Origin of the sequence: Streptomyces humi, assembly GCF_001005085.2 — a bacterium.
GTDB lineage: Bacteria > Actinomycetota > Actinomycetes > Streptomycetales > Streptomycetaceae > Streptomyces > Streptomyces humi.
This window is the reverse complement of sequence record NZ_LBMU02000038.1, coordinates 34,441-54,817: the sequence shown is the minus strand read 5'-3', so window position 1 is coordinate 54,817 and position 20,377 is coordinate 34,441. Positions and strand designations below refer to the sequence as shown.

The window sequence follows — 20,377 nt, the reverse complement described above, 5'->3', positions numbered from 1 at the left end:
GCCTCTCACCTGCGCAAACGCTTCGGCGGGCCCAGGCGGAAGCCCCGCCCCCAGGGACAGGGCGGGGCCTCGTGCGGGAGCGGGCCGGCGTCAGCCGATCTGGGTGCCGGTGGCCGCCAGCGCCTCCGTCACCGGCTGGAAGAACGTCTCCCCGCCGGAGGTGCAGTCACCGCTGCCGCCCGAGGTCAGGCCGATCGCGTCGCTGCCCGAGAAGAGCGAGCCGCCGCTGTCGCCGGGCTCGGCGCACACGTCGGTCTGGATGAGCCCGCTCACCGTGCCCTCGGAGTAGTTCACGGTGGCGTTCAGGCCGGTGACCGTGCCGTCGTGGACATGGGTGGTGGAGCCACTGCGGGTCACCTTCATGCCCACGGTCGCCTCGGCCGCGCCCGTGATCTTCTGGCTGGAGCCGTCGTAGAGGTCGACCTCGCTCGGGTGGTCCACCCCGGAGGTGTACTTGACCAGGCCGAAGTCGTCGCCGGGGAAGCTGGACCGGGCGTTCTGACCGATCACGCCGCCGGAGGAGTCCGACCAGCTGGAGATCGCGGCGGTGCAGTGCCCGGCGGTCAGGAAGTACGGCTCGCCGCCCTTGACCACGTTGAAGCCGAGCGAGCAGCGCCCGCCCGAGCCGCTGATCGCGTCGCCGCCGGCGATGAAGGGCTTGAACTCCCCCTTCGAGCGGCGCAGTTCGACCTTCTCGCCGAGCCCGTCGACGACCTTGGCAAGCTTGGCCAGCCCAGCCCCGGAGACGGTCCTGTCGGCGGTGACGACGACCTTGTTGCCGACCGGGTCGGTCGCCCACGAGGTGCCGGGGATGGTGGCGTCCCGCTTCAGCGCGGTGCGCGCGCCGTCGAGCGCGGCGAGGGAGTTGGCGACGAGTCTCGCCCTGGCCCCGGCCGCCTCGACGGCCTTCGCGGCGGTGCCGTCGAGCACGTTGACGACGAGGTTCCTCGACCGCGCGTCGTAGTACGTGCCGGCCGTGTCGGTACCGAGGTCGGCGGCGAGCGCCGAGGCGAGCTTTCCGGCCGCCGGGGCGGACAGGATCTGCGGTACGGCGGCCTCGGCCGGCTCGCTGGCGTTCGCAGTCTGAAAGGTCACTCCGGCGGCGACGAGCGCGGCCGCGCCCGCGCCGGCCAGGACCGCCCGGCGCCCGGGTATGCGTCGGTGCTTCAACTCACGTCCTCCTGTGGGGGGTCGGCCCGAAGAATGGTGGGGATTCCAGGGCCGGAAGGCTGGTTGACGGGCGCCCACTATTCCGAGACCCACAGGGAGCACACAAGGTCGACTCCAGGACGGACGTGCGCGGATGTTGTGCGCCCCCGGTGCGCGAGGCGTTCACAGTCACCGCAGGAGGATTCGCACTGCGAACATCAGGGACGAGTCATGGACGGCGGGCGAGTCATGGACGGCGGGCGGCGACCCCTACCCCTGTCCTGAACTCGCCCCTCCCGGCCCTCCGGAACCATCGGCCCCGCCCGCCGGGGGCAGGTGCTGCTGGGCCCGTTCCAGGAACCGCAGCAGTTCCACCGGGAACGGCAGCACCAGGGTCGAGTTCTTCTCGGCGGCGACCGCCACCACCGTCTGCAACAGCCGCAGTTGCAGCGCGGCGGGCTGTTCCGACATCTCCTTGGCGGCCTCCGCGAGCTTCTTGGAGGCCTGGAGTTCGGCGTCGGCGTTGATGACACGGGCCCGGCGCTCCCGGTCGGCCTCGGCCTGCCGGGCCATGGACCGCTTCATGGTCTCGGGCAGCGAGACGTCCTTGATCTCGACCCGGTCGATGGTGACGCCCCACTCCACGGCCGGGCTGTCGATCATCAACTCCAGTCCCTGGTTGAGCCTCTCGCGGTTGGACAACAGGTCGTCGAGTTCGCTCTTGCCGATGATGGACCTGAGCGAGGTCTGCGCCATCTGGGAGACCGCGAACTTGTAGTCCTCGACCCGGACGAGCGCCTCGGCCGGGGAGGTCACCCGGAAGTAGACGACGGCGTCGACCCGCACGGTCACGTTGTCCCGGGTGATGCCCTCCTGCGCGGGCACCGGCATGGTGACGATCTGCATGTTGACCTTCTGGAGCCGGTCCACGAACGGGACGATCGTGGTGAAACCGGGTCCGCGCACCTCCGGCCGGAGCCTGCCGAGGCGGAACACCACACCCCGTTCGTACTGTTTGACGACCCGTGCCGCGGCCATCGCGTAGACCGCTCCGACGGACACGAGAGCGGCTCCGGCCGCCACCAGCGCCTCGACCATGCCGGCCCCCAAGGGGTGACTTCCAGGACGGATCCTTCGAAGGTAACCCCGCCCCCGGGCAAAGGGGAGCCCCCGCACGCCGGTTGCGTACGGGGGCCAGTGCCGGGAGACGGTCCGTACGGATCGTCAGCCGACGCTCACGCCGTAGTAGCTCAGCGCCTCGGTGACCGGCTGGAAGAAGGTCGTACCGCCGGAGGTGCAGTCGCCGCTGCCGCCGGAGGTCAGACCGTAGGCCACGGAACCGCCGTAGAGCGGGCCGCCGCTGTCGCCGCCCTCGGCGCAGACCGTGGTCTGGATCATGCCGTAGACGATGTCACCGCTGCCGTAGTTGACGGTGGCGTTGAGCGCGGTGACCCGGCCGCTGTGGGTGCCGGTGGTCGAACCGCGGCGGTACACCGTCGTCCCGACGCTGGGCGTGGCCGCGCTGGAGATGGTCTGGCTGCCGACCGCGCTCGGGTGCGCGATCGAGGTGTTGGTGTACTTCACCAGCGCGAAGTCGTTCGTCGGGAAGCTGTAGCTGACGTTGGTGCCCAGGACCGTGGTGTGCCCGGAGTTGCTGTACCAGGTCGAGGCCACCTCGCCGCAGTGCCCGGCGGTCAGGAAGTAGTACGTGCTGCCGCTGTGCACGTTGAAGCCGAGCGAGCAGCGGTAGGAGCCGCCGTAGATGGCGTCGCCGCCGGTGATCAGCTTCTTGAAGGTGCCGGGGGTGCGCTTGATGGTGAGCGCGCCGGAGTTGGCGCCCGCCTGCCGCTTGATCTTGGCGATCTCGGCGTTGGAGACCGTGGAGTCGGCCGTGACGACGACACGGTTGGTCTTGCTGTCGACGGACCAGGCGGTGCCCGGGATGTCGGCCTTCAGAACAGAGCTGTCCACGGACTTCAGCTGGGTCGCGCTGAAGGTGTGGACGTCGCTCGCGCTCGCGGTGGGGACGGCGAACGCTGCCGCGGCCAGGAAACCGGTGCCCACGGCGATCAGCCGGGTCCGTCTCGAGATACCGCTGCGGGGGGTCGTGCGCTTGATCCTCACTTGTCGTTCCCTCCCAGGGGAAGTCGGGGGCCCGCGTGGGGTCGGGGCCCGTGAGGCGCAGCCAGGGGTGACGCCCGGATTCCGAACACGCAATGCCCCTGACAAGCGCTGTGGGGGAGTATTCGGGCGAACGACCGGTAGCCGCAAGGGCGCCTTTCGGCCGTGCGGCTGTGAGCGAACTGTGGCGTATTTGTGCGATCTTGTCCCGGTCGTCTCCCGTCGTACCCCGCCGTGCCCCTCAGCCCAGCCGGCGCTCCCCCGCCTCGACGGCGACGTCCAGCGTGTTCCCCGGGGGCGGGAACGGGCAGATGAAGTGGTCCGCGAAGGCGCACGGCGGCAGTTGCGCCCGGTTGAGGTCGACGGTGGTGGAGCCGTCGGCGGCCGGGGCGGCCGAATAGAGGAACCTGAACCGGAAACTGCTGTGGCCGCTGGTGCTGTCGGCGAACACCGCCCACAGCCGGCCGTCGGGCTGCTCGGCGACCTGGAGCGTCCGCTCTTCACCCGCCAGGGTGAAGGCGAGTTCACCCGCGAGGACCAGTGCGCGCTCCCGTCCGTCCGCGTTGCCGACCCGGACGGAGCGCCGGTCGCCGGCGTACGGCGTGAAGCGGCCCGGCACCGACCAGCGCGGGTCGTAGGGAGTGGCGTCGATGCCCCGGAAGGCGCGGCGCGTCCCGGCGTCGGGGTCGTAGTCCCGTACTCCCCAGACGCCCTCGCGCACCAGCACGACGAGGTGGCGTTCGCCGAGCGTGACCCGGGCCGCCGGTTCGGGGTCGGCGGCGAGCCGGATCTCCCCGGCGAAGGGCTCGCCGTCGACGGCCAGGCCGTCGGCCTCCGTCGCGGTGAGGACGACCCCTTCCCCGTCGACCGCCCAGGTACCGGGAACACCCGGAAGGCGGCCGTCCGGATGATCCTCGATCCAGCGGGTGCCGACCAGCGCGAGCGGCCCGTAGGGCGCCGACACCTGCTCCCCACGCTGCTCGTGCCAGCGCTTCCAGTCGCCGGACGCGTCCTCGGCGGTCATACGATCAGCCCTTTCACAACGCTCGTCACGTTTCTCGTCATGGTTCTGGTCATGGTTCTCGTCATGGTTCTGGTCATGCTTCTGGTCATGGTTCTGGCCAGGCTTCCGGACACGGCTCTGGCCGCGGCTCTCAGGGCGCCGCGAGCTGGTCGGCGCGGCGGGCGAGGCCGAGGTGCTCGCGCAGGGTGCTGCCCGGGTAGAAGGTGCGGAACAGACCGCGGTGCTGGAGCAGCGCCACGGTGCCGTTGACCAGCCGCTCCAGGTCGCGCCTGGGTTCGGCGGGGACGAGGTGGAAGCCGTCGGTGGCACCCTCGGCGTGCCAGCTCGCGATCAGCTCCGCCAGGTCCACCGGGCCGCCCCGGTACAGCGGGCCCTGCACGGTCTGCCGCGGCCCGCCACCGCCGTGCCCCGGCTCGGCCGCCCGCTCCCCGTCCCCCAGATCCACCATCAGGCTCACCAGCACCCGCAGTTCCTCGGGCTCTCTCCCGAACTCCCGGGCGTGAGAACGCAGTTCGTCGCGTACGACGGCGGCCTGTGCCGAGCTCGCGGCGCGCACCAGGGCCACATCGGCGTACCGGGCGGCCGGCCGGCGGGCGGCTTCCTCGGTGGCGTCGGTCACCCGCACCGGACACTCCTCGACGGGCCCCGGTGCCTCGCTCCACCAGCCGGCCCGCCCTCCGCTGACCTCGTCGAGACGGACGGCGGCGGCCTGCGGGGCGGGCGCCAACGGCACCAGACCGATCCGCCGGGTGGCCGGGGCCAGCCGCGAAAGCACGGTCAGCGGGTCGCTCTCCGCCCATCCGAACCGGCCGTCGAGCGTCACGAAGTCCAGCCCGCCGCTCTCGGCGAGCCGGACCAGTTCGACGTACCGCTCGGCGTCGAACACGCCGACCTGGTCCACGGCGGCGGCCAGGTGCAGCAGCCCTCGGCCGTACGAGCCGCTCATAAGCCACCAACCTCTTCGGAAACCACGAAAACTCCTCCTTCTCGATGAACGGCACGCTTTTCGGTGAGCGGGGCGCTTCTCGGTGAACGGGGCGCCTGTCGGTGAGCGGGGTGCCTCTCGGTGAACGCGGCGCCTCCCGGCGAGCGGGGCTCCTCTCGGTGAACGCGGCGCTTCTCGGTGAACGGCGTGAGCCGGACCGGGGGCGGCGGTGCCGGCTAGGCGGCGGCCTGTTCTGTCAGGGTTCGCAGGAAGGCCAGGGCCGCGCGTGCCGTGGCGTCGTTCTGCCGGAACGCGGGCCCGCCGGTGCGGGGCCGGGTGAAGGCGCCGGGGGTACGGCTGTCGGTGAACGGCCCGAGCGCGAACCGCCGGGGGTGCGGTCGCCCGTCCCCGCCGAGGATCCGCCCGTCGGCCGGGTCCACCGCGAGCAGGCCGCCGTCGGTCTCGACGGCCCCGTCCGCGTGCAGTGCGCGCAGCAGCGCGTCCCGGGCGCGTCCGAGGGTGGGTTCGGGCAGTCGCGCCTCGACGAGCGTGCGAGCCTCGACGGTGAACCCGGGCACGGTGTCGGCGGCGGCCCGGAACACCCCGTCCGCCGCGGTCACCGTCATCCCGGCGCCGACGAACCTCAGCACACCCGCCCGGGACAGCGCGAGCATCTGCCGCAGCCGGGGTCCGGGCGGCCCGGAGGCGAGATAGCTGAAGAACCCGTGCCACCAGGTGCCGATGTTGCCGAGCCGCACCAACTGCCCGTAGACGGAGAGCAGTCCGAGGAACACGGCGAGGTCGGCGCTGTACTCCGGGTCGTGGCGGCGGCCCAGGTCGGCCTCCACGTACTCCCGCAGTCCGTCCTGGAACTCCTCGTGCGACCCGTACCGCACCCCGTCCAGCGGGCGGTCCAGCGCGGCCAGGTCGAGCCGGTCGGCCGGATCCGGTACGGCGGCGGCGACCAGCGCCCGCACCTCGGCGTCGGACTCGGCGGCGGCGTACTTCTCCTCGAAGTCACGCCAGGCGACGGCCGTCCGCTCGGGATGGACGGTGCACAGCCGGTGGTAGTGGGCGAACCCCAGTTCCTTCACCACCAGCGGCCACACGTCCTGCCGGAAGTCGAAGCCGTCCGGCCGGGCGAGCAGTCCGTCGATCTCGGCGGGCCCGAGGAAGCGGGGCAGCGGGGGGCGTTCGCCGGTCCAGTCGTACCCGATCTTCGAGTGGTACGGCACCCCGCGCCGCGATCCGACGTAGAGCACCGGCTCCTGTCCGGAGGGTATGTAGGTGTCTCCGTCGTACCGGCCGCCGCGTCCCTCGGTGAGCAGCACCATCAGGTCGACGAAGGCGAGCCCGAACCCGCGTACCAGCACCGGCTCGCCGGGGCGCACCGCGGACAGGTCGCTGTCGGCGGTGAAGTCGGGCGGCAGGTGGACCAGTCCGTGCGCGTCCGCGTATCCGGCCAGCTCCGCCTGTTCCTCGTCCAGTTCCGCGTCCAGGTGGCCCAGGGCGAGGACGACGAGGTCGGCGAGGAGGGGGCGCGGCCGGCCCTCCAGCCACACCTGCTGGCGGCCCTCGCGCGGTCCGCTCACCCGCAGGGCGCGGCGGGCATGGTGGTGGACGGTGACACCGTCGGGCAGGTCGGCGACGGCACGGTCGTAGACGTGGCGCAGGTAGTGGCCCTGGATCTGCCGGTCGGCGAAGGTACGGCCGTCCAGGCCCGCCCACTCGTGCAGGGTGGGTCCCTCGCGCACCGGGCCGGTCATCCGCACCGTCTCGTCCGTGAACATGGTGACGTCCTCGGCGTGCGAGTTCATCCACAGCAGCGGTGACTGCGCGGCTCGCCAGATACGCCCCGCGCCCGGCGGGTGCGGGTCGACCAGATGGATGTCGAGGCCCGAACCGGCGTACAGCTCGGGTGCGTTGGCGGCGATGCGCTCAAGGAGGCCGGTCCCCCGCGGCCCGGCCCCCACGATCACGAGCTGGGGTCTCATCGGGCCGCCCGCCGATCACGGCGGCGCGGCGGAACGATCCGCGGGAGGTGTGCGGGCCCGGGGGCGCCGGCGGTCTGGGCAAGGGTGTCGAATGACATGTGAAGGCTCCGTGGCGGACAGCACGAACACGGTGATCGCCTTCACACGGGCGCGCCGCTGTGCGGTGCGCTGCGGCCGAGCCCCTCAGCAGGGCCGCCTGTCGACTCTACGGCGGTGTTTCCCCTCGTTGTCAAGGGTGTCCAGAGTGTGGTCGGTGCGTCTCATCTCGGTTGACGGAAAACCGGAGACCTGTTCCACTTGGCCCATGCATCCACAGCAGTGGCTGGTCACCCGCTCCCACATCGACTTCGGTCGCGTGTGGTCCTGTTCCTGTTGAGCTGACCCACTGCGCGCCCCCGCCGACGGCGGGGACCTCTCGCGTTCTTCCTCGCGTATCGCCCCTCGCCTTCACACGCGCACCCCTCCCCTCGCGCCCCGTACGCCTGCCGTCCCCAGGAGACCGCCGCCCCTGGACACCTTTCTCCGCATGCCCGCAACCGTCCTGCCCGCAACCGTCTTGCCCGCAACCGTCGTGCCCGGCAACCGTCTTGCCCTCAACCGTCCTGCTCAGCAGCCGTCGCACGGGCAGCAGCAGTCGCAGCCATCGCAACCGTCGCAGCCGTCGCACGGGCAGTCACAGTCGCAGTCGCGGCAGCAGCCCTCGCGCTTCTTGCGCGACCAGGGCCCCTCGTACTCCTCCGCGCAGCACATCTGGCAGCTACAGCACAGCAGCGCGGACATCCCGCACCCCGCCAGGAGACCGCGCTTCTCCGGCGGGGCCTGCGGCTCCGGGCCGTGGGCCGAGCAGACCGGTGCGGTCCCGAACGCCCGGTCCACCGAACGCCCCAGTTCGTGCACGAGCAGCAGATGGGCCAGCCCGCCGTCGGCGAACTCCGTGTCCCGCAGCGCCAGCCGGATCCCGTGCAGCGCGTCGTCGGCGAGCCGGCGCGCCTCGTCCGGTGAGGTCCCGGTCGCGGCGAGCGGGTTCCAGGCCCCCGCGACGGCGTCGGCCGCGCGGTCCTCGACGGCGTCCAGCAGATGCGCGAGCCGGCCGAAGAGCCGGCCGGCCTCGGCGAGCGGTGCGGCGTTGCCCGGCCGGCCGGCCAGGACGGCGGTGTGCGCGAAGGCCGCGGCGGTGGCCGTCTCGGTCGGTTCGGTGACCGTCAGCAGCGGTGTGCCCGGCCCCGCGAGCGCCTCGACGGCGAGTTGCCGGTCGACGGCGTCGACCAGGATCCCGGTGTCGAACCCGACGGCCGCGCCGCTCCGGGCCCCGGCCCGTCCCCAGTCGGCGGCGACCCGGCGGGCGACCGCCGCGACCGGTCGGCGCGCCAGCAGCCCGTCCCGGTCGGCGACATGGTCACGCACCTTGGCCGAGGCGAGCACCAGGGAGACCGCGGCGGCGAGCCGCGCGCCCTCGCCCCGCGCCACCGAGGCGGTCCGCATCCCGCGCAGCGGGCACGGTCCCGCCGTGCGCCGGCCGTCGGCGGGCCGCTCCGCCTGGGCCTCCGTCAGAACGGATATCAGCAGTCCGTCATAGTTCGTGACGACCCGTGCGAACTGTCCGTGGTCACCGCGGAGCGCGAGACACAGCCCGCACAGGTGCGCAAGCCACTGCGCCCGGAACCGGTCCCCGAGCCGATGACCACATGGTCTGACCATCCCGAACATCCGCGAATTCCCCCCGTGCCGATTCACTCTGACGCACTGTTCATCACCCGTACGCCCCGAACAATCATATTTCACTCTCAGTCAGCAGAGGTGTGAGTCACGGCCCTTGGGGCACCTGGGCTCTCGACGTATTGGCTCTGCACCAGTACCGTCACAAACCCCCCGTGCGGCGTCTATCCACTTGGCGCACCATCCGCATCATGGACGACCATAGGGATGCGGAAGCAAGCAAGACCGCTGTGAGAGGAGGCGTCCATGGGATCGGTACGCAAGGCGAGTGCCTGGCTTGGCCTCGTCGACGACAACGATGACGAGCGCTACTACGACGACGACTACTCCGAAGGGACCGAGCAGCCCGGGGACGCCTGGGTCACCGACCCCCGGGTCAAGGTGGCCTCGGACACCGCCGAGGAGAAGGGCCGCCGGATCGGCACGGTCACCCCGGACAGCTTCCGGGACGCCCGCGCGATCGGCGAGCTGTTCCGTGAGGGCGTGCCGGTCATCGTGAACCTCACGGCCATGGAGTCCGGCGACGCCAAGCGGGTCGTCGACTTCGCGGCCGGCCTGATCTTCGGCCTGCGCGGCTCGATCGAGCGGGTCTCCAACCGGGTCTTCCTGCTGACACCCGCTCACACGGAGATCGTCAGCGGCGAGCCGGCCGCGCGGCGCGAGGACGGCTTCTACAACCAGAGCTGAGGCAGGGCCGTTCACCGGCCCTGCCCCCGCGCAGGGTTCACCGGAAGGCGTCGAGTCCGGTGAGCGCCTTGCCCAGCACCAGCTGGTGCATCTCCACGGTGCCCTCGTAGGTGAGCACGGACTCCAGGTTCGTCGCGTGCCGCATCACGGGGTACTCCAGCGAGATCCCGTTCGCCCCGAGGATCGTCCGCGCCGTACGGCAGATCTCGATCGCCTCCCGTACGTTGTTGAGCTTGCCGAAGCTGACCTGCTCGGGACGCAGGCGACCGGCGTCCATCCGCCGCCCCAGATGATGGGCGAGCAGGATCCCCTTGTGCAGTTCGACCGCCATGTCGGCGAGTTTGACCTGGGTGAGCTGGAAGCCGCCGATGGGCCGACCGAACTGCTCCCGCGACTTCGCGTAACCGACGGCGGCCTCGAAGCAGCTGCGCGCCGCGCCCATGGCCCCCCACACGATCCCGTACCGGGCGTGCGACAGACAGCTGAGCGGCCCCTTGAGCCCGGTGACCTCCGGCAGTACCGCGTCCGCCGGCAGCCGCACGTCGTCCAGGACCAGCTCGCTGGTGACGCTGGCCCGCAGCGACCACTTGTGCCTGATCTCGGGCGCCGAGAACCCGGGCGTGTCGGTGGGTACGACGAAACCCCGGATCCCGTTGTCGCTCTGCGCCCATACGACGGCCACCCCGGCCACCGAGCCGTTGGTGATCCACATCTTCCGGCCGTTGAGCACCCAGTCGCCGCCGGGGTCGCGCCGGGCACGGGTGCGCATCGAGGCGGGGTCGGACCCGTGATCGGGCTCGGTGAGCCCGAAGCACCCGATGACGTCACCTGCGGCCATGCCCGGCAGCCACCGCTGCTTCTGGGCCTCGCTGCCGAACCGGTGGATGGCGTACATGGCGAGCGAGCCCTGCACGGAGACCAGCGACCGGATCCCCGAGTCGGCGGCCTCCAGTTCCAGACAGGCGAGCCCGTACTGCACGGCGGACGCCCCGGCACAGCCGTACCCGTCGAGCGACATGCCGAGGGCGCCGATCGCTCCGAGTTCCTTGGCGAGCTCCCTGATCCCGGGCAGCTCACCGGTCTCGTACCACTCGGCGACGAACGGCAGCACGCGGTCCGCCGCCCAGCTCCGCACGGTCTCCCGCACGGCCAGGTCCTCCGGCTCCAGCAGATCGTCGATGCCGAGCGGGTCATCGGGGTCGAACGGGGGCAACTTCACGGACGCGGACATGGCGAACCCTCCCAAAACTAGCACCGCTAGTTATCACAGGTTACCGCGCCGCCCGCCGGCGCGGGCAGTGGCGTCGGCACGGGCAGGGGGCGTGGGGAGCGGCGGTGGCGTCGGCGCGGGCAGTGGCAGTGGCGTCGGCGCGAGCGGTGGCAGTGGTGCGGGCAGTGGTGGTGGCCGCTACGCCGAGACGCGCGGGCGGGCCGGTTCCCTGGGGGCCGGGACCTCCAGCGGTGTCTCGCCGCACTGCATGACCCGCGGCAGACGCAGCGCCATCACCGCGCCCAGCAGCAGCAGACCCGCGCTCACCAGGAGCGTCACGTGCAGGCCGTGCACGAAGGAGTCCCGTGCCGCACGGCGCAGCGCCGTGCCCGCCGGTCCGCCGAGCCGCCCGGCGACGTCGTACGCCTCGCCCAGCGAATGCCCCGCCGCGGCCGACGCCGAGTCGGGTACGCCCGGCACCCGCTCGAGCCCGGGCGCGTACGCCGCGTTCATCACGCTGCCGAGCAGCGCTATCCCGATACCCGCCCCCAGCTGGTACGACGTCTCGCCGATGGCCGCCGCCCCGCCCGCCTGGGCGGCCGGCGCCTCGCTCAGCATCGACTCGTACGCCCCGAAGAGCGTGGTCTCCAGGCCGAAACCGAGGAGGACGAAGCCGACGAGCAGCAGCCCCGCGTTGTCGGCCCCGCCCATCGCCGTCAGCGTCAGCACCGCGGCCGCGGTCAGGAAGAACCCGAAGCACACCATCCGGCGCGGTCCGAAACGCCGGAGCAGCCGGGCCCCGGCCAGCCCCGCCGCCATCGCGGCGAGCGTCAGCGGCAGCAGCCGCAGCCCCGTCTCCAGCGGGGACAGGCCCAGCACCAGCTGGAGGTACTGCGCGGCGATCAGTTCGAGGCCCACCAGCGCGAGCATCGCCAGCACGATGCAGCACACGGCGGTGCTGAACGCGGGGCGGGCGAACATCTTCAGGTCCACCAGCGGGTACGTACGACGCCGTTGCCGTCGTACGAAGAGGACCAGCAGGAGCGCGCCCAGCAGCAGCGGCGCCAGCGTCAGCACGCTGCCGGCCGGTTCGCCGCCGCCCAGTCGCTTGACCGCGAACACCACGCCGAACAGCCCGGCCGCCGCCATCAGCGCGCCGATCACGTCCCAGGGGCCGTCGCGGTCGCCGCGGGACTCGGGGAGCAGAAGCCGCCCCACCGGGAGGCTGACCAGCATCAACGGGATGTTGACCAGGAAGACGGAACCCCACCAGAAGTGCTCGAGGAGGAAACCGCCGAGGAGCGGGCCGACGGCCGCGCCGACCGCCGCCACCGCGCTCCAGACGCCGATGGCCAGGGCCCTCTCCCGGCGGTCGGGGAAGACCTGCCGGAGGATCGAGAGCGTCGCGGGCATGATCATCGCGCCGCCGACGCCGAGCAGCGCCCGCGCCAGGATCAGCGCCTCGGCGCTGGGCGCGACGGCCGCCGCCGCGGAGGCGATGCCGAACAGGGCGTAGCCGAGGAGCAGCACGCGCCGCCGGCCCACGCGGTCGCCGAGCGTGCCGAACAGGATCAGCAGCGAGGCGCAGACCAGTGGGTAGACGTCGACGATCCAGAGCAGCTGCATGGCACCGGGCCTGAGGTCCTCGGTGACGGCGGGCACCGCGACATGCAGCACGGTCGCGTCGAGGGCGACCAGCAGCAGGCTGACGCAGAGGACGACGAGGACGACCCAGCGGTTGGCACCGGCCCCGGGCGCCCGACGGCGCGGGTGTACGGCAGCCGTGGTCGTCCCGGACATCTTCGTACCTCCCAGATGATCCCTCGCGTGCGGCGGACCGGCGGGGCGGGGACTCCCCGTCGTACGGCCGGAGAGGAGCGGGGTCTCCGGCCCGCGCAAACGAACGCGAGTGACACGTCAGCGTACGCGAGTTCGTTCCGGGGGCACGTGGCGGACCTCTCACACTCCGGACCGAACCTGTGTGGTGTGCGCCACTGGCCCCGCCGCGCACCGCGCCCCGGCGGGCCTCGTGGTTCCGCCTCCCGTCGATAATCGAGCCCGTGACCGATCTTGAGACGCCCGTCGCGGTTCCGCGCCCGCCGGTCCTGCGACGCGCGGTTCCCGCCCTGCTCGGGTACGTGGCCGTGCGCGCCCTGGGCCTGCTGACCCTGGCCGGCTGGAGCGCGGCGCGCGGCAAGAGCGCGTACACGCTGCTGACGGCGCGCTGGGACTCGCTCTGGTACACGCGGGTCGCCGAACTGGGCTACGGCTACGAGGTGCGGCTGCCCGACGGCGACGTCCACTCGAACCTCGCCTTCTTCCCGCTGCTGCCCTGGCTGGAGCGGCTGCTGCACGCGCTCACACCGCTGTCGTACGCCGGCGCGGGCTTCACCGTCAGCCTGCTCGCCTCGCTCGCGGCGGCCTGGGGGATCTTCGCGGTGGCGGACCACGTGTACGGGCGCCGGGTGGGGGTCTGCGCGGTGCTGCTGTGGGCCGTGCTGCCGGTCGGGATCGTGCAGTCGATGGCGTACAGCGAGTCGCTGTTCACGGCGCTGGCGGCGTGGTCGCTGTACGCCGTGCTGACCGGCCGCTGGCTCACCGCGGGCACGCTGGCCGCGCTGGCGGGGCTGACCCGGCCGGTGGGGATCGCCGTGGTGGCGGCGGTGTGGACAGTGGGCGTGGTCTCGTTCGTGCGAGAGCGGAGCGAGGGCGCGCGAGACCGGAGTGAGGGCGCGCGTGACCAGAGCGTGGGCGCGCGTGACCAGAGCGTGGGAGCCGTGCGCGACCGGGGCGACAGCGTGCGCGACCGGGCTGAGGGTCCTCAGACCGGCGTGCGGGGTGACGGACGCGCTCCCACCGCACTCCCTTGGCGCCGCGTCCTCGGCATGCTCCTCGCGCCCGTCGGCACGGCCGCCTACGTCCTGTGGGTCGGCCACCGCACCGGCGGGGGCCCGCTCGGTTATCTGGACGTCCAGGCGGGCTGGCGCAACGGGTTCGACGGCGGTTACGCGTTCGCCCGCTTCGTGGCCGACAAGTTCACGTCGTTTCCGTCCGCTCTCGCCGGAGCGGGTTTGACCGTCGGGGTCTGCCTGCTGCTGTGGCTCTACGTGACGGGCGTCCGCCAGCGCCAGCCGCTCGCGCTGCTGGTCTACACGGGTGTCGTCCTCGCGCTGGCGCTGTGCGCGTCGAGCTACTTCGGCTCCAAGCCCCGGCTGCTGATGCCCGCCTTCCCGGTGCTGCTGCCGCTCGCGCGCGCCCTCGCACGGCTGCGCACGAGCAGATCGGCGCTGGTCACGGCCGGTGTCGCGATCGCCACGGCGGTCTATGGCGCGTTCTGGCTGAACGGCTCCGGGCCTCCGTGATCGTCCTCGGCCGCCCGATGAGCGGCCGGAGAATTCCACCCCATGCTTTGGTTAACGAATTCATAAGTGCCATAAAACGGCGACCCGACATGATCAAAGGAATTGAAGGACGGACCGGCCGCGCATTACGGAATCCTTAGAATTCGGAAGCCTCCTGAGAGGTTTCCCACATCACATCGTCATCACAAACCCGCTGTTTCGACCGGGAACAGAGCTCACTCGCTGTAACGTCGATTGGGTGCGTACCGAACGAAACCTCACCCGTCTGGACCGGGTGTTCGCCAGGCTGGACCGTGAGCCGGAACGGCCGGCCCACATTGATGTGCCGAAGATGAGCCGGCACCGGGTCGTGTTGTTCACCGCGACCCTCGCCTTCTACCTGGCGATCGTGTGGGCCGTCGTGATCACGTCGTGGCTGGTCCGGCTCGACTGGCAGGTCATGTTCTTCCGGCCGTACCAGCAGTGGGCGGGAATCCACTGGTTCGTCGACTACTACGTGGTCCTCGGCCAGCGCGGCCCCACCGCCGTGATGGTCGCGGCCTGGCTGGGCTGGCGCTCCTGGCGGCAGCACACCATCCGCCCGCTGCTGACCCTCGGTGCCTCGCTGCTGCTGCTCAACATCACGGTCGGCGCCGCCAAGCTCGGCATGGGGCGCCTCGGACCGCACTACGCGACCGTGATCGGCTCGAACGAGATGGGTCTGGGCGGCGATATATTTCCCAGCGGCCACACCGCCAACGCGGTGGTGACCTGGGGAATCCTGGCCTATCTGGCCTCCACCCCGAGAGCCCGGCGCTGGCTCTCCGCGGCCTCGGCCGTCACCTCCCTCGGCGTCGGCATGTCCACCGTCTACCTCGGTACGCACTGGCTGAGCGACGTGTTGCTGGGCTGGGCCGCGGGACTGCTGATCCTGCTGGCGCTGCCGTGGTGCGAGCCGTTCATCGCCCGCGCCGAGACCTCGATCCTCGACCTGCGCGACCGCTGGCGTTCCCGCCGTGGCGTCCCGGCACCCGCGCCCGTCCCGGTCCCCGTGGTCCTCAAGCCACGCCCGGCGCCCGTCGAGCTCGCGGCACCCGAGCGCGAGCCGGTCTCGTCGGCCCGCGCGCCCAGGGCCCCGATCCATCTGGCGCCCGGCCCGCACACGGCCCGCTCGGAGCGCACCCCGGTGACCCCGGCGGGCAGCCGCCGCCCACAGCACCCCGAGCGTCCGCCGCGCGGCACCGCCGCCCAGGCGGCCCGCCCGCTGACGGGCGGCTGACAGCACCTCGGCGGGGTCCGGTACGCACAGACCCGCCCCCGCACGGCGAAGGCCCCGGAACCCGAGGTGAGGGTTCCGGGGCCTTCGCCGTCGTACGGCCGGCCGGCGTCCGGTCAGCCCTTCCAGGCGCGCGTCACGACCCCGTCGCGCACCTCGAAGTTGAGCCGGCCCGCCCGGTACTCCATGGTGACGATCGCGCCCGGCGGCAGCGCGCGCACCGTCGACCAGCCCCGCCCGCGGGCCAGCCGCTGCGCCTCGTCCGCGTCGAGGCCTACGTACCCTTGCGGGCTGTCCTGGGGCTCCTCGCGCGGAGCGGGATTCGGTGCCATGCGGCCACGCTATCCCGCGTCCGGTGCCGGTCACACTTCTGTCACAGAATCACGACACGCGTTTGTGTCGGACCGGGTCACCCGTACGAGCGGTTCCGTACGCCTTCCTGGCGCATTCGAACACAATTCCCTGATGTCGGCGGGGCCTTCCGATAAGCCGCCGGAAAGGACCGGAACCGGGGTTCGAGGGCGCTCCAGGCAGCCAATTCATTCCGATTCCACGGGCCGCGACGGCAGCTGACACCGCATAAGAGATTCACCGCTCCGACACAGAACCCTCAACGCCGGCGGGCCGTCCGGGGGCGGTGGCTTCGCGAACTCCGGGGTGCCGTCCACGCGTGAATCGCCGTCACACCGGGACACGCACGGCCCTTTTGGAGCCTGCCCGTGCCCGCCCGGAACGCTTCGTGCCCCGCCCGGAACGCGTCCTGCCCCGCCCGGATCGGTCCGGGCGGGGCAGGGTGGTGCGGGGCAGGGGTGTGCGTCAGAGCGCGAGGCGCTGCCCGGGCACGATGAGGTTCGGGTCGTCGCCGATGACGGCCTTGTTGACGGCGTAGAGGCGCTGCCAGCTGGTGCCGTGCCGCTCGGCGACACGGCTCAGGGTGTCGCCAGCGCGGACGGTGTAGTCGCCGCGGGACGAGGCGCGGCCGGTGTGGTTCGTCGAGCGCTGCGGCGCCTTCGCCGCGGGGGCCGACTTCCAGGTGGACTTCGGCTTCCGGGTGGGCGTCGACCTCGTCGCCGACTCCGTGTTGCTCCCGCTGGTCGCCGAGGCGTTCTCCGGCGCCGAGCCGCTCGCTCCGGCGCGGCCCGAGCAGACCGGCCACGCGCCCCAGCCCTGGGCGTGCTGAACCTTGGTGGCGACGGCGATCTGCGCTTCCCTGGAGGCCTGGTCGGCCGTGGACGCGTAGGCGGTGCCGCCGTACGCGCGCCAGGTGGAGGCGGAGAACTGGAGTCCGCCGTAGTAGCCGTTGCCGGTGTTGATGTGCCAGTTGCCGCCGCTCTCGCACTGGGCGATGCGGTCCCACACTCCGTTGTCCGCCGCCGCGGCGTTGCCGGTCGCGGCCAGCACGCCCAGCGGGGCGAGCAGCGCCGCTCCGGCCAGGGCGGCCGTCGTACGGCCCTTGCGGGAGCCGTTCTTCGCGGCGGTCTCACGGGTGGTATCGGCACACTCGGACATGTATTTCCCTCTCCACGTACCCGGGCTCCCCCAAGCGAGGCCCGGTCCCCGCGCGATGGACGCGGTTCCCGGGCCCGCCCCGTCCGCCACGGCCGGTACTGCGGTGGTGCTCTGCCTGGTTCGGCCGGCGGACGTTCCCGAGCGGTGCTCGTTGCACACGGCGGAGGAATCTAGAGAGCGGGAACGCCCGAAATCAACCAACTCCCCGTCAGGCCAGGCCAGTTCGGCGTTACCCTAGGTAGCAGCGATTTTCGGCCACCCACTACATTCCTTGATTTCCGGATTTGTCGACCATGGGTTCGATGGATCTGTGATTCAGTTCACCGCCTCAAACCCCTTTGGCTTGCGAAGAGTTGACTTTGAGTGCGGAATTCCGCACGCACCGTGACCCTGCGCAGTGGTTGGTTCGATCCCGATCCCCCCGACGCGTGACCCCCACCACAGATCGCCCGTTGTCTTCTTCATGAGCCCGCAACCCCGAGGGGCTCACGGACCGGGAGCCACCCGGCCCTTCACGCACCGCATCCCGAGGGAGCCACCGTGCCGCGCATGCTCGACGTCAGCGACGAGGTACGCGCCGAGATCGGCGACGAAGAAGCCGACCGGCTGCTCGCCGGAGACAACGCCCCCGGCAGTTACGACTGCACGTCCTGCCGCACCCCGGGCGACTCCGAACAGGAGCGCACCAGCACCGTCCTGTTCATCGGGGACGAGACCGCCGTCCTCGCCTTCGCCCACGCCACCTGCCTGCCCTCCCAGGTCGTCCAGGTCACCGAGGAGCAGTTGCAGGGCGCGGTCCGCTCCATCAGCGGCGACGGCGCGCCCGGCGGCTCGCAGCAGGCCGTGCCCGAGCAGGCGGTGCTCGGGGTGACCAGCGGACTGGTGCTGATCGCCGGGGAACTGCACCCCGCCCTGGTCGTCGAGCCGACCTCGCCGATCGTGCGGCCCGGTACGGACGGGGTGGGCGACGACTTCCTGCCGCTGCTGATCGAGCAGGGCTTCATGCCGGTGCCCCAGCTCAGCGCGGTTCCGCCGGTCCTGCACGGGTGGTCGGTGCTGCTGGCGGTGGGCCAGTTGCACGCGGTGCTCCAGCCGGGCGCGAACGGCGGGCAGCCGGTGGCCTGGTGGCAGGCGCACCAGCCGTTGCAGGTGACGGACGGCTGGCGGGCGGCGGCCAACAAGCACCAGCAGGTGCTGATGTTCGCGGCTCCGGTGGGGTCGATCGGACGGCAGCCCCGCGAGGACCTGCTGCGCGACGCGATCGACAAGGCCGCGGCGAACGGGAAGCTGGTGGCGGCCGCGCTGCCGCTCGCGGGGATCTGAGAACCCCCCGAAGCCACAAAAGGCCGCATCTCTTCACCAATCCGGTCGTTTGGACATACGTGCACGCATACGACCTTCCGCCCCGCCGGCCGTCCTTCTCCACCGTTCCGGCAGCCCGGGTGGCCCAGGAGGCCTCAGCCGGGCTCTCGGCCACGCCGATCTACGACTCGCTCTACGCGGAGTGGGTCAAGAGCTTCCGCACGCTGCCGGGCGACCGCAGCGGAGAGGAGGCGCTGGGGTTCACCGCCTTCGGAACCACCCCGTTCAGCACCGGCACACACGGTACGGGGGTGTACGGAGGGGGCGCGTACAGCGCGTACGGCGCGGGCGCCTACAGCGTCCGGCACAACGTCGCCCAGCCGCAGCCGCCGCAGTGGCAGCGGATCGGGCCGCTCGGCCGCTCCCAGGACCCCGGGATGACGCCGGTGCCCGCGGCGCTTCCGCCGGGCCCGCGCCGGGGCATGTGACACATGGGTGAGGGGGCGGCCACCGTGACCGGTGGCCGCCCCCTCACCCATGTCCTGGCTCACTTCTTCTTGGCGCCGCGCTTCTCACGCACCCGCACGGAGATGTGGATCGGGGTGCCCTCGAAACCGAACTCCTCGCGCAGCCGGCGCTCGATGAAGCGGCGGTAGCCCGCCTCGATGAAGCCGGAGGCGAAGAGGACGAACCGCGGCGGCTTGGTGCCCGCCTGGGTGCCGAACAGGATGCGCGGCTGCTTGCCGCCCCGGACCGGGTGCGGGTGGGCCGAGACCAGCTCTCCGAGGAAGGCGTTGAGCCGGCCGGTGGGGACCCGCGTCTCCCAGCCGGCGAGGGCGGTCTCGATCGCCGGGACCAGCTTCTCCATGTGGCGGCCGGTACGCGCCGAGACGTTGACCCGGGGCGCCCAGGCGACCTGGCCGAACTCGGTCTCGATCTCCCGCTCCAGGTAGTAGCGGCGCTCCTCGTCGAGGGTGTCCCACTTGTTGTAGGCGATGACCATCGCGCGGCCCGCCTCGACGGCCATCGTCACGATCCGCTGGTCCTGCACGGAGATGGACTCGGAGGCGTCGATGAGGATCACCGCGACCTCCGCCTTCTCCACGGCGGCGGCGGTACGCAGCGAGGCGTAGTAGTCGGCGCCCTGCTGGAGGTGCACGCGCTTGCGGATACCTGCGGTGTCGACGAACTTCCAGGTGACGCCGCCGAGTTCGATCAGCTCGTCGACCGGGTCGCGGGTGGTGCCGGCCAGTTCGTTGACGACGACGCGCTCCTCGTTCGCCACCTTGTTGAGGAGGGAGGACTTGCCGACGTTCGGACGGCCGATGAGGGCGATCCGGCGGGGGCCGCCGACACCGGAGCCGCCGAAGGTCTGCGCGGGAGCCTCGGGCAGGGCCTCCAGGACGGCGTCGAGCATGTCGCCGGTGCCACGGCCGTGCAGGGCGGAGACCGGGTGCGGCTCGCCGAGGCCGAGGGACCAGAGGTAGGCCGCGTCGGCCTCGCCGCTGGGGCCGTCGACCTTGTTGGCGGCCAGCACCACGGGCTTGCCGGCCTTGCGCAGCAGTCGTACGACCGCCTCGTCGGTGTCGGTGGCGCCGACCTTGGCGTCGACCACGAAGACGACCGCGTCGGCGGCCTCGATCGCGTACTCGGCCTGCGCGGCCACGGAGGCGTCGATGCCGAGGACGTCCTGCTCCCAGCCGCCGGTGTCGACGACCTTGAAACGGCGGCCCGCCCACTCGGCCTCGTAGGTCACCCGGTCGCGGGTGACACCGGGCTTGTCCTCGACGACGGCCTCACGGCGGCCGATGATGCGGTTCACGAGTGTCGACTTGCCGACGTTCGGGCGGCCGACGACGGCGAGGACGGGGAGCGGGCCGTGGCCGGCCTCCTCGATGGCGCCCTCGACGTCCTCGATGTCGAAGCCCTCTTCCGCGGCGAGCTCCATGAACTCCGCGTACTCGGCGTCGCCGAGCGCCCCGTGGTCGTACTCGTGCTCAGCCGAGTCGCCGGGCTGGCTGTGGTCGTTCATGAAGTGCGTACCTCGTCGTTCATCGTGGTGATCGGTGGATCCCCGGCCCCCTCGCGTTCCCGCCGGGAGCCGATCCACTACTCAAGTGTCG

At 71.8% G+C, this 20,377-nt stretch carries 16 protein-coding genes and 1 pseudogene; 5 read left to right on the top strand and 12 right to left on the bottom strand.

What is annotated here, in order from left to right; genetic code table 11:
* Positions 1-90: 90 nt before the first annotated feature.
* The 7 genes and pseudogenes from AAW13_RS17330 to AAW13_RS17300 form a co-directional block, all read right to left on the bottom strand.
* On the bottom strand, positions 91-1,170 hold the full coding sequence (locus tag AAW13_RS17330) for a S1 family peptidase (protein ID WP_046728986.1): 1,080 nt from the start codon (positions 1,168-1,170) through the stop codon (positions 91-93).
* A 252-nt stretch (positions 1,171-1,422) separates the two neighbouring features.
* Positions 1,423-2,247, bottom strand: a pseudogene (locus AAW13_RS17325) (slipin family protein); the annotation flags it as partial.
* A gap of 126 nt (positions 2,248-2,373) precedes the next feature.
* Positions 2,374-3,273: a S1 family peptidase gene (locus AAW13_RS17320; protein WP_046728988.1), complete on the bottom strand. Its 900-nt coding sequence runs from the start codon at positions 3,271-3,273 to the stop codon at positions 2,374-2,376.
* A 238-nt stretch (positions 3,274-3,511) separates the two neighbouring features.
* Positions 3,512-4,294, bottom strand: coding sequence for a DUF1684 domain-containing protein (locus AAW13_RS17315; RefSeq protein WP_046728989.1), 783 nt, complete (start codon positions 4,292-4,294; stop codon positions 3,512-3,514).
* A gap of 130 nt (positions 4,295-4,424) precedes the next feature.
* A complete protein-coding gene (locus tag AAW13_RS17310; RefSeq protein ID WP_046728990.1) occupies positions 4,425-5,240 on the bottom strand; it encodes an LLM class flavin-dependent oxidoreductase in 816 nt (271 codons plus the stop codon).
* Positions 5,241-5,455: 215 nt separating this feature from the next.
* Positions 5,456-7,213: an FAD/NAD(P)-binding protein gene (locus tag AAW13_RS17305; protein WP_046728991.1), complete on the bottom strand. Its 1,758-nt coding sequence runs from the start codon at positions 7,211-7,213 to the stop codon at positions 5,456-5,458.
* Between the two features lie 606 nt (positions 7,214-7,819).
* Positions 7,820-8,920, bottom strand: a complete 1,101-nt coding sequence (locus AAW13_RS17300) for a DUF5685 family protein (RefSeq protein WP_063777054.1) — start codon at positions 8,918-8,920, stop codon at positions 7,820-7,822.
* A gap of 255 nt (positions 8,921-9,175) precedes the next feature.
* Here AAW13_RS17300 and AAW13_RS17295 point away from each other — a divergent pair, with 255 nt between their 5' ends.
* On the top strand, positions 9,176-9,616 hold the full coding sequence (locus AAW13_RS17295) for a cell division protein SepF (protein WP_046728992.1): 441 nt from the start codon (positions 9,176-9,178) through the stop codon (positions 9,614-9,616).
* 37 nt (positions 9,617-9,653) lie between these two features.
* Here the strand turns inward: AAW13_RS17295 and AAW13_RS17290 are convergent, their stop codons facing one another.
* On the bottom strand, positions 9,654-10,847 hold the full coding sequence (locus tag AAW13_RS17290; protein ID WP_046728993.1) for an acyl-CoA dehydrogenase family protein: 1,194 nt from the start codon (positions 10,845-10,847) through the stop codon (positions 9,654-9,656).
* Positions 10,848-11,024: 177 nt separating this feature from the next.
* Positions 11,025-12,626: an MFS transporter gene (locus AAW13_RS17285; protein ID WP_046728994.1), complete on the bottom strand. Its 1,602-nt coding sequence runs from the start codon at positions 12,624-12,626 to the stop codon at positions 11,025-11,027.
* Positions 12,627-12,886: 260 nt separating this feature from the next.
* Here AAW13_RS17285 and AAW13_RS17275 point away from each other — a divergent pair, with 260 nt between their 5' ends.
* Together AAW13_RS17275 and AAW13_RS17270 are read left to right on the top strand one after the other, a co-directional pair.
* Positions 12,887-14,188 carry a mannosyltransferase family protein gene (locus tag AAW13_RS17275; RefSeq protein ID WP_046728995.1) on the top strand — a complete coding sequence of 434 codons (1,302 nt, stop codon included), beginning with the start codon at positions 12,887-12,889 and terminating at the stop codon, positions 14,186-14,188.
* Positions 14,189-14,426: 238 nt separating this feature from the next.
* Positions 14,427-15,446, top strand: coding sequence for a phosphatase PAP2 family protein (locus tag AAW13_RS17270; RefSeq protein ID WP_046728996.1), 1,020 nt, complete (start codon positions 14,427-14,429; stop codon positions 15,444-15,446).
* Positions 15,447-15,559: 113 nt separating this feature from the next.
* Here AAW13_RS17270 and AAW13_RS17265 read toward each other — a convergent pair whose 3' ends face one another.
* Together AAW13_RS17265 and AAW13_RS17260 are read right to left on the bottom strand one after the other, a co-directional pair.
* Positions 15,560-15,775 (bottom strand): I78 family peptidase inhibitor, encoded by a 216-nt coding sequence (locus AAW13_RS17265; RefSeq protein WP_046728997.1) that lies wholly within the window; start codon positions 15,773-15,775, stop codon positions 15,560-15,562.
* A 484-nt stretch (positions 15,776-16,259) separates the two neighbouring features.
* Complete coding sequence (locus AAW13_RS17260) at positions 16,260-16,952, bottom strand: LysM peptidoglycan-binding domain-containing protein (RefSeq protein ID WP_046728998.1); 693 nt, start codon at positions 16,950-16,952, stop codon at positions 16,260-16,262.
* 540 nt (positions 16,953-17,492) lie between these two features.
* On the opposite strand from AAW13_RS17260, the gene AAW13_RS17255 reads away from it, so the two are divergent.
* Both AAW13_RS17255 and AAW13_RS17250 read left to right on the top strand, forming a co-directional pair.
* A complete protein-coding gene (locus AAW13_RS17255; RefSeq protein ID WP_046728999.1) occupies positions 17,493-18,275 on the top strand; it encodes a hypothetical protein in 783 nt (260 codons plus the stop codon).
* A 59-nt stretch (positions 18,276-18,334) separates the two neighbouring features.
* Positions 18,335-18,742, top strand: a complete 408-nt coding sequence (locus AAW13_RS17250) for a hypothetical protein (RefSeq protein WP_046729000.1) — start codon at positions 18,335-18,337, stop codon at positions 18,740-18,742.
* A 59-nt stretch (positions 18,743-18,801) separates the two neighbouring features.
* On the opposite strand, the gene der is transcribed toward AAW13_RS17250, so the two are convergent.
* Positions 18,802-20,286 (bottom strand): ribosome biogenesis GTPase Der, encoded by a 1,485-nt coding sequence (der, locus tag AAW13_RS17245; RefSeq protein ID WP_046729001.1) that lies wholly within the window; start codon positions 20,284-20,286, stop codon positions 18,802-18,804.
* Positions 20,287-20,377 lie beyond the last annotated feature (91 nt).